Raw genomic sequence first — 15331 nt, 5'->3', positions numbered from 1 at the left:
GAGCTTGGATGATGGAGGACATGCCGCACATGTCCGCCGTCCCCGCGCTGCGCCGCGCCGCCGAGACGAGCCGGCGGTACGCGGACCGGCGACCGGTGTCCTCCCGCACCGTCGACGCCCTGACGGCGCTCAGCTGCTTCGGGCTGATGCTGCTCGACGTGCCGGGGCTCGCGGAGGCGGACAACTCGCTCGGCCGGGTGAGCGCGACGCTCGTGCTGGGGGCGGGGGCCGCGACCCTGCTGCTGCGCCGCCGGCTGCCGTGGGTGCCGTACCTGGTGGCGCTGGTCTTCCTGGGCTGGCTGCAAGACCTGACGCTGGTGCAGTTCGCGCTGTACTCCCTCGGCCGGTTCCGGGGGCGCACGGCGGCCGTCGCGGCCACGCTCGGCTACATCGCAATGGCGTACGCGCTGTTCAGCACGCCGCTGTGGCCGACCCACAAGGGCGATTCGCTGAGTGACTTCCTGAGCCTGGTCGTGCCGATCGGCGTGCTCGCGTCCGGTGTGGGCATCGCCGCGCACCGGCAGGACCTGCTCAGGGAACTGGACGTCCGGCGTGCCGAGGCGGCGGCGCTGCAGGCCGTGCAGCAGGAGCGCACCTCGGTGGCCCGGGACGTGCACGACCTGGTGGGCCGGGAGCTGACGGTGCTGGCCGTGCGCGCCGAGGTGCTGGCGGTGCGGGCCCGGCGCGAGGAGCAGGGCGACGACTTCGAGGAGCTCGCGGAGACCGCCCGGCGCGCCCATCGCATGCTGAACGAGATCATCGTCCGCCGCGCCGACGAGCGGACCGCCACACCGGGCTTCGAAGGACTGCCGGCGCTGGCCGAGGAGGGGGAGCGGATGGGCAGTCCGGTGGAACTGTCGATCGACGACCAGGCGCGCAGGGTCTCGCCGCTGCGGCAGACGGCCGTGTACCGGGTGGTGCAGGAGTGTCTGACGAACGCCGCCAAGCACGCCCCGGGGGAGAAGGTGAGCGTGCGGATCGGCGTGGAGGGGCCACGGCTGCGGATCGAGGTGCGCAATCCGCTGGCGGAAGAGGGCCCGGCCCTCCGGAAGCCGGTGTCCAGCGGGACGGGGACGCTGTCGATGCGGGAGCGGGTGGAGAGCATGGGCGGCACGCTGACGGCCGGCGCGCGGGACGGCTCGTACTGCGTGCGGGCGCTGCTGCCGGCGGGGCTGTAGCGCCGGGCGGGTGTCCGGAGGGCCGGGCCGCCGTATGGGCCGGGCCTCGGTCCGGGTGTCCGCAGCGCTCCGTAGACTGTCAGGCGTGAGCGACCAGCAGCCAGAGCCCTCCGACGACACCGGCGACGAGTTCGACGCGATCGTCGACGCCGAGACAGACCGCGACCCCGATCTGGCGGTGATCGAGGCCGGGAGCCGCACGCTGCGCACCCAGGCCGGGCCGCCGCAGGGCGACCAGGTGCCGAGGCGGCCCGCCGACCCGGAGGTGGACGAGGCGCTCCGCGAGGTCGAGCAGGAGCTCGCCGGCCGCTGGGGGGAGACGAAGCTGGAGCCGTCGGTCAGCCGGATCACCGCGCTGATGGACGTGCTGGGCGAGCCCCAGCGCGCGTACCCGTCGATCCACATCACGGGCACCAACGGCAAGACGTCCACGGCCCGCATGATCGAGGCGCTGCTCGCCGCCTTCGAGCTGCGCACCGGGCGGTACACCTCGCCCCACGTCCAGTCGGTCACCGAGCGCATCAGCCTGGACGGCGCCCCGATCGACCCCGAGCGCTTCGTCGCGACGTACCGGGACGTCAAGCCGTACGTGGACATGGTCGACAGCGCCCAGGAGTACCGCCTCTCCTTCTTCGAGGTGCTCACCGGGATGGCGTACGCCGCCTTCGCCGACGCACCGGTGGACGTGGCCGTCGTCGAGGTGGGCATGGGCGGCAGCTGGGACGCGACGAACGTCATCGACGGTTCCGTCGCGGTCGTCACCCCCATAGACCTCGACCACACCGACCGCCTCGGCGCCACGCCCGGCGAGATCGCTGGTGAGAAGGCCGGGATCATCAAGCAGGGCGCGACGGTGATCCTGGCGCAGCAGCCCGTGGACGCCGCCCAGGTGATGCTGAAGCGGGCCGTCGAGGTGGACGCGACGGTGGCCCGTGAGGGCATGGAGTTCGGTGTCGCCTCGCGGGAGGTCGCCGTCGGCGGGCAGCTGCTGACGCTGCGCGGTCTCGGCGGCGAGTACGAGGAGATCTTCCTGCCGTTGCACGGCGCCCACCAGGCGCACAACGCGGCGGTGGCGCTGGCGGCGGTCGAGGCCTTCTTCGGCATCGGGGCGGAGCACGCGCGGACGCTGGACCAGGAGACGGTCCGGTCCGCGTTCGCCTCCGTGGTGTCGCCGGGCCGGCTGGAGGTCGTGCGCCGCAGCCCGACCGTCGTCCTGGACGCCGCGCACAATCCGGCGGGAGCACGGGCGGCCGCCGAGGGAATCACCGAGTCGTTCGGCTTCTCGCGCCTGGTCGGTGTCGTGGGCGCGAGCGCCGACAAGGACGTGAAGGCGGTTCTGGAGGCATTCGAACCGATCTTCACCGAGATCGTCGTCACGCAGAACTCCAGCCACCGGGCCATGGACGCGGACGAGCTCGCGGCGATCGCCGTGGAGGTGTTCGGCGACGATCGCGTGGTCGTGGAGCCGCGGCTCGACGACGCGCTGGAAGCGGCGATCACGCTCGCCGAGGAGGAGGCGGAGTACTCGGGCGCGGGCGTCCTGGTGACCGGCTCCGTGATCACGGTCGGCGAGGCCCGGCTGCTGCTGGGAAGGGACTGAGTCCATGCGTACGCTCTGCGCGTCCACGCTGATCGGTGAGTTCTTCGTGATCGGCTTCGCCGGCCTGGTGGCGATGAAGGACCCGGATCTGTCCATGGCCACCGTCTGGACGGTGAGCGGTGTCGCGATGCTGCTGTCGCTGGTGCTGTGCGGGATGGTCACCCGCCCCGGCGGGGTGCAGCTCGGCTGGGCGCTGCAGATCGGCCTGATCGCGAGCGGGTTCGTGGTCCCGATGATGTTCGCCCTGGGTGCCGTCTTCGCGGGCCTGTGGTGGGCCTCGGTGCACTACGGCCGCAAGGTCGACGAGGCGAAGGCCCGCTGGGCGGAACACCAGGCCGCGGCCGGTCCCGCAGAGCCTGACGCTGTGTGACGGTTGCCTTCGGGGGCCCTGTAGCCTCTGAGGGCCAGCAATACCGCACATCCTCCGGACTCCCTCATCCAGGAAATCCCGGTACCCGCACTCGAAGGAGCCCCCACGTGAGCCAGCGCACGCTCGTTCTGCTCAAGCCCGACGCCGTACGCCGCGGCCTGATCGGCGAGGTCATCGGCCGTATCGAGCGCAAGGCGGGCTGGCAGATCACCGCGCTGGAGCTGCGCGAGCTGGACCAGGACACCCTGGAGCAGCACTACGGCGAGCACAAGGGCAAGCCGTTCTACGAGCCGTTGGTCGCCTTCATGTCCTCCGGGCCCGTCGTCGCCCTGGTCGTCGAGGGGGAGCGGGTCATCGAGGGCGTGCGCGCCCTGGCCGGCCCGACCGACCCGATCGCGGCCGCCCCCGGTTCCATCCGCGGCGACTACGGCACGATCGTCCGGGAGAACCTGATCCACGCCTCGGACTCCGAGGAGTCCGCCGCCCGCGAGCTGAAGATCTTCTTCCCCGGGCGCTGAGGGGCTTTCCTCCGCCGGTCCACTGCCCCGTCATCCTGACCGGCAGTCAGCCGTACAGCGCTCGGACCCTGGGGCGACCGAAGGAATTTCGGTCGCCCTTCGGCATACGCGGAGCGATACAGGGAACGCATCGCTGCGACTCGTCGTCACCCTTATTGAGGCGGGGCCCAGCGCGCGGAGTCGGCGCAGGCGGCACTACGATGGAAGCCTTCACGCCACAGCACCCGCGCATCACCCTCCTCGCCTACCTAAAAAGCCATCAAAGCTCGATTTGGGAAGGCCCGACGCATCCTCATGGGACACAAGGGGAACTCTATGTCGTTCATCGGCCGTGACATGGCTGTCGACCTCGGGACCGCCAACACGCTGGTGTACGTAAGGGGTCGGGGGATCGTCCTCAACGAGCCGTCCGTGGTCGCCATCAACACCAACACCGGCGGCATCCTCGCGGTGGGTGCCGAGGCCAAGAAGATGATCGGCCGCACCCCGGGCAACATCGTCGCGGTCCGCCCGCTGAAGGACGGCGTCATCGCCGACTTCGAGATCACCGAGCGGATGCTCCGCTACTTCATCCTCAAGATCCACAAGCGTCGGTGGGCGGCCCGTCCCCGCATCGTGGTGTGTGTGCCCTCCGGTATCACGGGCGTCGAGCGCCGCGCGGTCATCGAGGCCTCCACCCAGGCCGGTGCGCGGCAGGTGCACATCATCGAGGAGCCGATGGCGGCCGCGATCGGAGCGGGCCTCCCGGTCCACGAGGCGACCGGCAACATGGTGGTGGACATCGGCGGCGGCACCACCGAGGTGGCCGTGATCTCCCTCGGAGGAATCGTCACGGCACAGTCCATCCGGGTGGCCGGGGACGAGCTGGACAACGCGATCATCCAGCACATCAAGAAGGAGTACAGCCTCCTCCTCGGTGAGCGGACCGCGGAGAACATCAAGATCACCATCGGTTCGGCGTTCGACCTGGACAAGGACGAGCACACCGAGATCCGCGGGCGCGACCTGGTCTCCGGTCTGCCCAAGACCGTCGTCATCTCCGCGGCCGAGGTCCGCAAGGCCATCGAGGAGCCGGTCAACGCCATCGTCGACGCGGTGAAGACCACCCTCGACAAGTGCCCGCCGGAGCTGTCCGGCGACGTCATGGACCGCGGCATCGTCCTCACCGGCGGCGGCGCGCTGCTGCGCGGTCTCGACGAGCGGCTGCGCAGCGAGACGGGCATGCCCATCCACATCGCCGAGGACCCGCTGGACTCGGTGGCGCTCGGCTCGGGCAAGTGCGTCGAGGAGTTCGAGGCGCTCCAGCAGGTGCTGGACGCCCAGCCCCGCCGCTAGCGCGGGGGCCACGATCGGCCGTTCGGGTCCCTTGGTCCCGTTCGGCCGGTCGTTCGTACAACAACACACGGCACAGCAAGCACAACACGCACCACAGAGCTCGGCATTCACATTCCGACGAGGAAGGCACGGCCGCCGCACGTGAGGGACACGAAAGAGAGCCGGCTGCTCCTGGTCCTGCTGATCGCCATCGCGTTCGCACTGATCACGGTGGACATCCGGGGCGGCGAGGAGTCACCGGTCGACGGCGCCCGGCAGGCCGCGGCAGCCGTGTTCGGACCGGTCGAGAACGGCGTGGCCTCCGCCGTCGATCCCGTCGGCAACGCCATAGGAGCGATCCGCGACTCGGGCGAGCGGCACGACCGCATCTCCGTCCTCGAGCGCGAGAACGCCGCCCTCAAGGCGCGGCTCGGCAGCGACGACCGCAACCGCAGCCGGGTCCGCCAGCTCGACAGCATGCTGAAGAAGGCGGCCAACGGCCAGTACGGCATCAAGGGCGCCGAGGTCATCGCCATAGGAGCCGCCCAGGGCTTCTCCTGGACGGTCACCATCGACGCCGGCTCCGCCGACGGCATCCAGCGCGACATGACCGTCCTCAACGGTGACGGCCTCGTCGGCCGGGTGACCACCGTCGGCCCGAACACCGCGACCGTACTCCTCGCCAACGACCCGGACTTCACGGTCGGCACCCGCATGGAGCGGACCGACGAGCTGGGCTTCGCCACCGGCCAGGGCGACCGGCCGCTGTCCGTGCAGCTCCTCAACGGCAAGGCGAAGGTGCGCAAGGGCGACCGGCTGGTCACCTTCGGCTCGCAGGCGGACAAGCCGTTCGTGCCCGGTGTGCCGGTGGGCGAGGTCGTCCGCGTCGATCCCTCCGGCGGCGCCCTGACCCGCAACATCTTCGTGCGGCCGTACGCCGCGTTCACCAAGCTCGACATCGTCGGGGTCGTCGTCCAGGCGCCCCGCACCGACCCGCGCGACATGGTCCTGCCCCCCAAGCCCAAGCCGACGCCCACGCCGACGGTGACCGTGACGGTCACCCCCTCGGCGGACGGGGACACCCAGGCGCGGAGCCAGGGCTCGGAGGAACGGGAAGAGGAACGGGAACCGGGTGGGGAAACCCCGCAGGCCGACAGCACCGAGGCCGTCACCGGCCGCAACGACGAGTAGCAGGAGGAGCTGAACACCATGCGCTTCAACCGGATGCTCCTCTCCACGACGCTGATCGTGGTCGCGCTCGTCGTCCAGGTCACCGTCCTCGCACGGCTCCAGCTGCCCGGAGCCGTGCCCGATCTGCTGCTGCTCACCGTCGTCGCCCTCGCGCTCGTCTACGGCCACACCAGCGGCGCCCTCATCGGCTTCGGCGCGGGACTGCTCGCCGACCTCGCCCCGCCCGCCGACCACGCGGCCGGGCGCTACGCCCTCGTGCTGTGCGTCATCGGCTACCTCGTCGGACTCGCCCGGCCCGAGAACGGCCGGCTGACCTCCGCCACCGGCCCGATGGTCGTGGTCGTGGCGGCGGCCGTCGTCTCGACCCTGCTGTACGCGGGCGTCGGCGCGCTCGTCGGCGACACCGCCGCACGCCATGTCGGCCTCGGTTCGCTGCTGTTCACGGCGGCCCTGTACGACCTGCTCCTCGCGCCGTTCACCGTGCCGCTGATCATGGCTCTCGCCAGACGCGCGGAGAACGATCCGCTCGTGGAGTCCCAGGCCGGCGCGACCGACGTCTCCAGCGGCTGGGCGTCCTCGGGCACCGGACTGCGCATCGGCCGCCAACGCGGCGGGCTGCGGATCAAGGCGGCCAGGACGCGGGCCTCGCGCTCCGGCCGCATCAGGGGAGTCAAGCGACTGTGATCGAGGGGGCATCGGCAGCGTGAGCAACATTCCCGAGACCGGACGGACCCCCCGCGTCCAGATCCGGCTCATCGTCATCCAGGTCCTCGTCTTCTCCCTGTTCGCCACGCTCGGCGGGCGCCTCTGGTACCTCCAGATCCGCAACGGCGACGAGTACACGAACGAGGCCAAGAGCAACCACGTCCAGCAGGTCGTCCAGCCCGCCGTCCGCGGCTCGATCCTGGACGCCAGGGGCGTGCCGCTCGCCGACAACGAGACCCGCCTCGTCGTCTCCGCGTCCCGCACCGACCTGATGAAGATGAAGGACGACGGCGAGGGGGTGCTCACCCGGCTCGCGGGCGTCCTCGGCATGAAGCCGAAGGACGTCATGGACAAGGTCCGGCTCTGCGACGCCAAGACCCCCCAGCCCTGCTGGAACGGCTCCCCGTACCAGCCCATCCCCGTCACCGACGAGGCCACCACCCAGCAGGCCCTGCAGATCCGCGAACGCGCCGAGGACTTCCCCGGCATCACCGCGGAGCCGATGGCCGTGCGCCGCTACGTCGCACCCGGCAAGGCCAACACCGCGCAGGTCCTCGGTTACCTCTCGCCCGTCACCGACGAGGAGATCGAGAAGGCCAAGGACACCGACTCGCCGTTCCTGCGCTCCGACCAGGTCGGTCGCTCCGGACTCGAGCGCACGTACGACAAGGACCTGCGCGGCAAGGCCGGCGTCACCCGCTACGAGGTCGACAACCTCGGCCGGGTCATCGGACTGGCCCAGGCCGACAAGGCCGAGCCCGGCGCCAACGTCGTCACCTCCATCGACGCCCGCGTCCAGGCGGTCGCCGAGTGGGAGCTCAACAACGCGATGAAGGAAGCCCGCAAGGTCCACGACGACAACACCGGCACCAACTACAAGGCCGACTCGGGCGCCGTCGTCGTCATGGAGGCCAAGACCGGGCGTGTCGTCGCGATGGCCTCGCTGCCCACCTACGACCCGAACGCCTGGGTCGGCGGCATCTCCGCCAAGGACTACGCGCGGCTCACCGGCAAGAAGTCCAACTTCCCGCTGCTGAACCGGGCGATCCAGGGCCAGGCCGCACCCGGCTCGATCTTCAAGGTCATCCCGACCACGGCCGCGGTCAACGCCGGCTACGACTTCAACGGCCGCTACCCCTGCCCCAGCTCGTACTCCATCGGCAACCAGGTCTTCAAGAACTTCGAGTCCCAGGGCCACGGCAGCATCACCCTCGGCCAGGCACTCGAGGTCTCCTGCGACACCGTCTACTACGCCCTCTCCCACCAGCAGTGGAAGAAGGACGGCGGCCTCAAGCCGAAGAAGACCCCGGCGGACTGGTTCTACAAGACCGCCCACCAGTTCGGCCTCGGCGCCGAGACCGGCATCGACCTGCCCAACGAGGTCACCGGCCGCGTCCCCGACCGCCGCTGGAAGCAGAAGTTCTGGGAGGCCAACAAGGACTACTGGTGCAAGGTGGGGAAGAAGGGCGGCGACTACATCCAGCAGCTCTCGTACGAGAACTGCCTGGAAGGCAACCTGATGCGCGCCGGTGACTCCGTCAACTACTCCATCGGGCAGGGCGACACCCTCGTCACCCCGATCCAGATGGCGACCATCTACGCGGCGATCTCCAACGGCGGCACCATGTGGAACCCGACCGTCGGCAAGGCCGTCGTCGCCGCCGACGGCAAGAGCGTCCGCGAGATCAAGCCCAAATCCCACGGCAAGCTGCCGATGGACACCAAGACGCGCAAGCTGATGAACGAGGCCCTCGCGGGAGTCGCCACCCGCGGCACCGCGGCCTGGCGTTTCGGCGGCTGGCCGCAGGACAAGATCCCGATGCACGCCAAGACCGGCACGGCCGAGGTCCACGGCAAGCAGACGACGTCCTGGTTCGCCACGTACACCAAGGACTACTCGATCGTCATGACCATCTCCCAGGGTGGTACCGGCTCCGGCGCCTCCGGTCCCGCCGTGCGCAACATCTACAACGCGCTCTACGGACTGGACATGGAGGGCAACCAGGACCTCAAGAAGGCCCTGCTGCCGCAGCCGCAGAAGGCGCTGCCGAAGATCCAGCCCGACGGTTCCATCGACGCGCCGAAGATCGCGCCGTACGTGCCGGTCAAGCCGGAGCCGGAAGAGGACTCCGCCCTCGCCGGCCCGCCCCCGGCCACCGGACGGAGGGACTGAGGCATGGCCGCACCCCATGGCTTCTCGGTCTCGCGCTACGCGCCGGACCGCGGCGGCCTCGCCAGGCTCCTCGCCCGCGACTCGATGGTCCGCCGGCTCGACTGGCCGATGCTCGCCTCGGCACTCGCGCTGTCGCTGCTCGGTTCGCTGCTCGTCTGGTCCGCCACGCGCAACCGCACCGAGCTCAACCACGGCGACCCGTACTACTTCTTCCTGCGCCACCTGCTCAACACCGGTATCGGGCTCGCCCTGATGGTCGGCACCATCTGGCTCGGGCACCGCACCCTGCGCGGCGCCGTGCCCGTGCTGTACGGCATCTCCCTGGTGCTGGTCGCGCTGGTGCTCACCCCGCTCGGCGCGACCATCAACGGCGCCCATGCCTGGATCGTGCTCGGCGGGGGATTCTCCCTCCAGCCATCCGAGTTCGTGAAGATCACGATCATCCTGGGCATGGCGATACTGCTGGCGACCCAGGTCGACGCCGGCGACCAGCTCCATCCGGACCACCGCACCGTCGCGAAGTCGCTGGGCCTGGCGGTCCTGCCCATGATCGTCGTCATGCTGATGCCGGACCTCGGCTCGGTCATGGTGATGGTGGTGATCGTCCTGGGCGTCCTGCTCGCCTCCGGGGCGTCCAACCGCTGGATCTTCGGACTGATCGGCGCGGGCATCGGCGGCGCCGTGCTGGTCACCGCGCTCGGTCTGCTGGACGAGTACCAGATCAACCGCTTCGCCGCGTTCGCCAACCCCGAACTCGACCCCGCCGGCGTCGGCTACAACACCAACCAGGCGCGGATCGCCATCGGCTCCGGCGGACTGCTCGGCACCGGTCTCTTCAAGGGCTCCCAGACCACCGGCCAGTTCGTGCCCGAGCAGCAGACCGACTTCGTCTTCACCGTCGCCGGCGAGGAACTCGGCTTCGTCGGGGCGGGCCTCATCATCGTCCTGCTCGGCGTCGTCCTGTGGCGCGCCTGCCGCATCGCCCGGGACACCACCGAGCTGTACGGCACGATCGTCGCCGCCGGGATCATCGCGTGGTTCGCGTTCCAGTCCTTCGAGAACATCGGTATGACCCTCGGCATCATGCCGGTGGCCGGACTGCCGCTGCCGTTCGTCTCCTACGGCGGCTCGTCGATGTTCGCGGTGTGGGTGGCCGTGGGACTGCTGCAGTCCATCAAGCTCCAACGCCCGATGTCCGCCTGATCCGATCCGTCCGCTCCCTCCGTCCGCCGTGGCGGTCGTACGTACGGCGCACGGCCGCCCGGGCGACGAGATGAATCGCCCGGGCGACTAGATGAATACAGGGCGGATAGATTCAGTTCATGGCGGAGACGAAGCGAGAGATCGAGCGGAAGTACGAAGCCACACCCGACACCGAGATCCCGGACCTCACCGGTGCGGCCGGGATCGCCGACGTCGTCGAGAAGGGCGTCACCGAGCTCGACGCGGTCTACTACGACACCCCCGGTCTGCGCCTCGCCGCCGACAAGATCACGCTGCGCCGCCGCACCGGCGGTGAGGACGAGGGCTGGCATCTGAAATTCCCCGTCGCCACCGGCATCCGCGAGGAGATCCACGCCCCCCTCGCCGACACCGTGCCGCGCGTCCTCGCCGGGCTCGTGCGCTCCCGCACCCGGGGCACCCCCCTCGTCCCCGTCGTCCGCCTGCGGTCCTCCAGGGACGTACGCCACCTCGTCGACGGCCAGGGCCGGCTCCTCGCCGAGCTCTCCCTCGACACCGTCCACGCGGAACGCCTGGCTCCCGGCAACGGCACGGCCGGATGGACCGAGATCGAGGTCGAGCTGGCCGACGGCGCCGACCCCGCACTCCTCGGGCCCGTCGGGAAGCGCCTCCGCAAGGCCGGCATCAAGCCCGCGTCCTCACCGTCCAAGCTGGCCAGGGCCCTCGCCGAAACCGAACCCGGCCCGGCCACCGCCACCGGCGCCGGAGCCGCCTCGGCCGCCGCGCGGCGGAAGTCCACCGCCGCGGCCGGACCCGGGGACACGGCCGCCGCACACGCCGAGGAACAGGGGTCCTCACGGCACGCCGACGCCTTCGCCCCGGCCGGCGGCGAACGCGCCCCCAAGGCCCCCGAGGCCGCCAAGAGCGTCCGCCATCGGGGAGCGCGGCTGGGGTCCGGGCAGGCCGGCGAACACGTCCTCGCCTATCTGCGCGAACAACGCGACGCCATCGTCGCCCTCGACCCGGCCGTACGCCGCGACCTCCCCGACTCCGTGCACCAGATGCGCGTGGCCACCCGCCGCATGCGCAGCGCCTTCAAGTCCTTCCGGAAGATCGTCGACCGGTCGGTCACCGATCCGGTCGGCGAGGAGCTGAAATGGCTCGCCGGTGAACTGGGCACCGCCCGCGACCAGGAAGTGATGGCCGAGCGGTTGCGCGGCCACCTCGACGAGCTGCCCCACCGGCTGCTGCTCGGTCCCGTCCGCAGCAGGCTCCGGATCTGGGCGACCTCCCACCGCGCCGACGCCCGCCGGCGCTCCATCGCCGTGCTCGACACCGAGCGCTACCTCAGCCTCCTCGACACCCTCGACACGCTCCTCGACGAACCACCGCTGCTCCCCGCCGCCAAGGCGAAGCCGGAGGTCGCGCTGCCCAAGGCCGTGCTCAGGGACTACGACCGGCTCGCCGCCCGCATCGAGCACGCCCTCGGTCTCCCCGCCGGCCACGACCGCGACCTCGCCATGCACGACGCCCGCAAGGCCGCCAAACGCGCCCGCTACTCGGGCGAGGCCGTCACCCCCGCGCTCGGCAAACCCGCCAAGAGGTTCGCCAAGCGCATGAAGGCCGTCCAGACCGTCCTCGGCGACCACCAGGACAGCGTCGTCGCCCGCGAGACCCTCCGCGACCTCGCCGTCCAGGCGCACGCGGCCGGCGAGTCCGCGTTCACCTGGGGACTGCTGTTCGGACGCGAGGAGGCGACCGCGGCCGACCGGGAGCGTGAACTGCCGGAAGCCTGGGCGGAGGCGTCCCGGCCCGGGCTCCGCGCGGCGCTCGAGGGCTGACCGTGCCCCGGACGGGCCGAGACCCCCTTCCGATCGGGTTACGCTTGAGAGTCGCCCCCTGCCCGTCCACGAAGGTTCCTGATGTCTGCCGAGTCGGTCTTCCCGCAGCTCGAGGCTCTGCTCCCGCACGTGCAGAAGCCCATCCAGTACGTCGGTGGTGAGCTGAACTCCACGGTCAAGCCGTGGGAGAGCTGTGACGTGCGCTGGGCGCTGATGTACCCGGACGCCTACGAGGTCGGACTGCCCAACCAGGGCGTCATGATCCTCTACGAGGTACTGAACGAGCGCGAGGGCGTCCTCGCCGAGCGCACCTACAGCGTCTGGCCGGACCTCGAGGAGCTGATGCGGGAGCACGACGTCCCGCAGTTCACCGTCGACAGCCACCGCCCGGTCAAGGCCTTCGACGTCTTCGGTCTGAGCTTCTCCACCGAGCTCGGCTACACCAACATGCTCACGGCCCTCGAACTCTCCGGCATCCCGCTGGAGGCCAAGGACCGCACGATCGACGACCCGATCGTGCTCGCCGGCGGCCACGCCGCCTTCAACCCCGAGCCGATCGCGGACTTCATCGACTGCGCGGTGATCGGCGACGGTGAGCAGGCCGTCCTGCAGATCACCGACATCATCCGCGACTGGAAGGCCGAGGGACGCCCCGGCGGCCGTGAGGAACTGCTGTTCCGCCTGGCCAGGACCGGCGGGGTCTACGTCCCGGGCTTCTACGACGTCGAGTACCTCCCCGACGGCCGGATCGGCCGCGTCGTGCCCAACAAGTCCGGTGTGCCGTGGCGCGTGTCGAAGCACACCGTCATGGACCTCGACGAGTGGCCCTACCCCAAGCAGCCGCTCGTCCCCCTCGCCGAGACCGTCCACGAGCGGATGTCCGTGGAGATCTTCCGCGGTTGCACCCGCGGCTGCCGCTTCTGCCAGGCCGGCATGATCACGCGCCCCGTCCGGGAGCGGAGCATCACCGGCATCGGCGAGATGGTCGACAAGGGCCTCAAGGCGACCGGCTTCGAGGAGGTCGGTCTGCTGTCGCTCTCCTCCGCCGACCACAGCGAGATCGGCGACATCGCCAAGGGCCTCGCGGACCGGTACGAAGAGGACAAGATCGGTCTGTCCCTCCCCTCGACCCGCGTCGACGCCTTCAACGTCGACCTGGCCAACGAGCTGACGCGCAACGGCCGTCGCTCCGGCCTGACCTTCGCCCCCGAGGGCGGCTCCGAGCGCATGCGCAAGGTCATCAACAAGATGGTGTCGGAGGAGGACCTGATCCGCACCGTCGCCACCGCCTACGGCAACGGCTGGCGTCAGGTGAAGCTGTACTTCATGTGCGGCCTGCCCACCGAGACGGACGAGGACGTACTGCAGATCGGCGACATGGCGGTCAACGTCATCGCCAAGGGCCGTGAGGTCTCCGGCTCCAACGACATCCGGTGCACGGTGTCCATCGGCGGCTTCGTGCCCAAGCCGCACACGCCCTTCCAGTGGGCGCCGCAGCTGTCCGCGGAGGAGACCGACGCCCGTCTGGAGAAGCTCCGCGACAAGATCCGCGGCGACAAGAAGTACGGCCGCTCCATCGGCTTCCGCTACCACGACGGCAAGCCCGGCATCGTCGAAGGCCTCCTCTCCCGCGGCGACCGCCGCGTCGGCGCGGTCATTCGCGCCGTCTACGAGGACGGCGGCCGCTTCGACGGCTGGCGCGAGCACTTCTCCTACGACCGCTGGATGGAGTGCGCGGGGAAGACGCTGCCGGAGTTCGGCGTGGACGTCGACTGGTACACGACGCGCGAGCGCACCTACGAGGAGGTCCTGCCCTGGGACCACCTGGACTCCGGTCTCGACAAGGACTGGCTCTGGGAGGACTGGCAGGACGCGCTCGACGAGACGGAGGTCGAGGACTGCCGCTGGACCCCGTGCTTCGACTGCGGCGTGTGCCCCCAGCTCGACCTCGACATCCAGATCGGCCCGACCGGCAAGAAGCTGCTGCCGCTGACGGTCGTCGACAAGTAGCCGAGCCCCTTCGCTCACCGGCCCCGTCGCTCGTGCGGCGGGGCCGGCCCCGTTCCCCCCGGCGCCCGGTGGGCGCGGCGACAATCCCGGCCCGGCGAGAACCTCCGGCCGGCCTGCGGCGTCTCCTCGACCATGGAGCTGGAGAAGCGCGAGCAGCACGCCGAGCCGGAGGGCTGCCCGGCGGTGGCGATCAGGATCCCCGTGCGGATCGTCGTGCTGGTCTTCGTCGTGCCGGTACGGATGCTGTGGGACGTCCTCGTCGTCTGCGGCAGGGCCCTCGACCGTGTGCTGCTCCGTCCGTTGGGCCGGGCACTCGTCTGGGCGTACGAGACGCTGCTGGCGCCCGTCGGCCGCGGGATCGCCTGGCTCGCCGGAGCGGTCGCGGCCGGTGCGTGGTGGCTGTGCAGGGCCCTCTTCTACTGGCCGTGGCTCGCGCTGTGGCGGTACGTGGTGGTGCCGGTCGCGATCTACGGTGTGGCCGTGCCGCTGGGCTGGCTGTACCGGACCCTCCTGACGCCGGTGGGCCACGGTCTGGCCTGGCTGTACGCCCGGCTGCTGACCCCGCTGGGCCGTGGCGTGGGGCTGCTCCTGTGGGCGGTGCTCGTCTGGCCGTGGATCGCGCTGTACCGATGGGTGCTCACGCCGGTGGGCCACGGTCTGGCCTGGCTGTACGCGAGCGCGCTCGCCCCGGCGGCACGTGGGGTGTGGACGGCCCTCGTGTGGCTCGCGCGGGTGTTCCTGGTCGCGCCCGTCGTCTTCCTGTACCGCTGGATCCTCGCTCCCGTGGGCCGACTCCTCGCCGTCGTGGGCCGGGAGATCGCCGATGCCGTCGGGATGGCGTGGCGCGCCGCCGGCCGCCTGTCGCGCGCGGTGGGGCGGGCACTGAAGTGGCTGGCCCGGAACCTGCTCGGGCGGCCGGCGGCCTGGTTCTACCGGAACGTCTGCACCCCGGTCGGCCACCTCGCCCGCGACCGGGTGTGGGCCCCGGCGCGCCGTGCCGCCGCGGAGGCCGGACGGGCCGCCCGCGGGGCGCTCGCCTCGGCCCGGGAGACGGTACGCCGGGCACGCCGAGATGCCTGGCGGGCACTGGTGGGCGGCTCCCGTGAGACCCGGGCCGTGGAACCGGCACCCGTTCGGGCGCGTAACCTGGGTGGTACGCAACACATACCGACTGTCCCCGGCGTGGCGCCCGGGCCCGAGATCTCCCTGCACAAGCGGGGGTGAGCCGGGCGGGCCGCCCTCCAGGGGG

General features: G+C 70.8%; 12 protein-coding genes. All 12 read left to right on the top strand.

What is annotated here, in order from left to right; all coding sequences use genetic code 11:
* Positions 1–20: 20 nt before the first annotated feature.
* Entirely contained in the window at positions 21–1178 is a 1158-nt protein-coding gene (locus BLT82_RS12380; RefSeq protein WP_093654244.1) for a sensor histidine kinase, read from the top strand.
* Positions 1179–1263: 85 nt separating this feature from the next.
* Entirely contained in the window at positions 1264–2778 is a 1515-nt protein-coding gene (gene folC / locus BLT82_RS12375; RefSeq protein ID WP_093653985.1) for a bifunctional tetrahydrofolate synthase/dihydrofolate synthase, read from the top strand.
* Positions 2779–2782: 4 nt separating this feature from the next.
* Positions 2783–3148, top strand: a complete 366-nt coding sequence (locus tag BLT82_RS12370) for a DUF4233 domain-containing protein (protein WP_093653984.1) — start codon at positions 2783–2785, stop codon at positions 3146–3148.
* A gap of 107 nt (positions 3149–3255) precedes the next feature.
* Positions 3256–3666 carry a nucleoside-diphosphate kinase gene (ndk, locus tag BLT82_RS12365; RefSeq protein WP_093653983.1) on the top strand — a complete coding sequence of 137 codons (411 nt, stop codon included), beginning with the start codon at positions 3256–3258 and terminating at the stop codon, positions 3664–3666.
* Positions 3667–3981: 315 nt separating this feature from the next.
* Positions 3982–5001 carry a rod shape-determining protein gene (locus BLT82_RS12360; RefSeq protein WP_093653982.1) on the top strand — a complete coding sequence of 340 codons (1020 nt, stop codon included), beginning with the start codon at positions 3982–3984 and terminating at the stop codon, positions 4999–5001.
* A gap of 141 nt (positions 5002–5142) precedes the next feature.
* Entirely contained in the window at positions 5143–6171 is a 1029-nt protein-coding gene (gene mreC / locus BLT82_RS12355) for a rod shape-determining protein MreC (protein WP_093653981.1), read from the top strand.
* A gap of 18 nt (positions 6172–6189) precedes the next feature.
* Positions 6190–6855, top strand: a complete 666-nt coding sequence (mreD, locus tag BLT82_RS12350) for a rod shape-determining protein MreD (RefSeq protein ID WP_093653980.1) — start codon at positions 6190–6192, stop codon at positions 6853–6855.
* 19 nt (positions 6856–6874) lie between these two features.
* On the top strand, positions 6875–9049 hold the full coding sequence (gene mrdA / locus BLT82_RS12345) for a penicillin-binding protein 2 (RefSeq protein ID WP_093653979.1): 2175 nt from the start codon (positions 6875–6877) through the stop codon (positions 9047–9049).
* Positions 9050–9052: 3 nt separating this feature from the next.
* Complete coding sequence (gene rodA / locus BLT82_RS12340; protein ID WP_093653978.1) at positions 9053–10252, top strand: rod shape-determining protein RodA; 1200 nt, start codon at positions 9053–9055, stop codon at positions 10250–10252.
* Between the two features lie 119 nt (positions 10253–10371).
* Positions 10372–12072: a CYTH and CHAD domain-containing protein gene (locus tag BLT82_RS12335; RefSeq protein ID WP_093653977.1), complete on the top strand. Its 1701-nt coding sequence runs from the start codon at positions 10372–10374 to the stop codon at positions 12070–12072.
* Positions 12073–12153: 81 nt separating this feature from the next.
* Positions 12154–14082 carry a TIGR03960 family B12-binding radical SAM protein gene (locus BLT82_RS12330; protein WP_093653976.1) on the top strand — a complete coding sequence of 643 codons (1929 nt, stop codon included), beginning with the start codon at positions 12154–12156 and terminating at the stop codon, positions 14080–14082.
* Positions 14083–14214: 132 nt separating this feature from the next.
* Positions 14215–15306, top strand: a complete 1092-nt coding sequence (locus BLT82_RS12325; protein WP_093653975.1) for a hypothetical protein — start codon at positions 14215–14217, stop codon at positions 15304–15306.
* Positions 15307–15331: the final 25 nt, after the last annotated feature.

The sequence above is a fragment of the Streptomyces wuyuanensis genome (assembly GCF_900103455.1).
Lineage (GTDB): Bacteria > Actinomycetota > Actinomycetes > Streptomycetales > Streptomycetaceae > Streptomyces > Streptomyces wuyuanensis.
The sequence above is the reverse complement of the archived record's forward strand: the minus strand, read 5'-3'. Positions and strand labels throughout refer to the sequence as shown.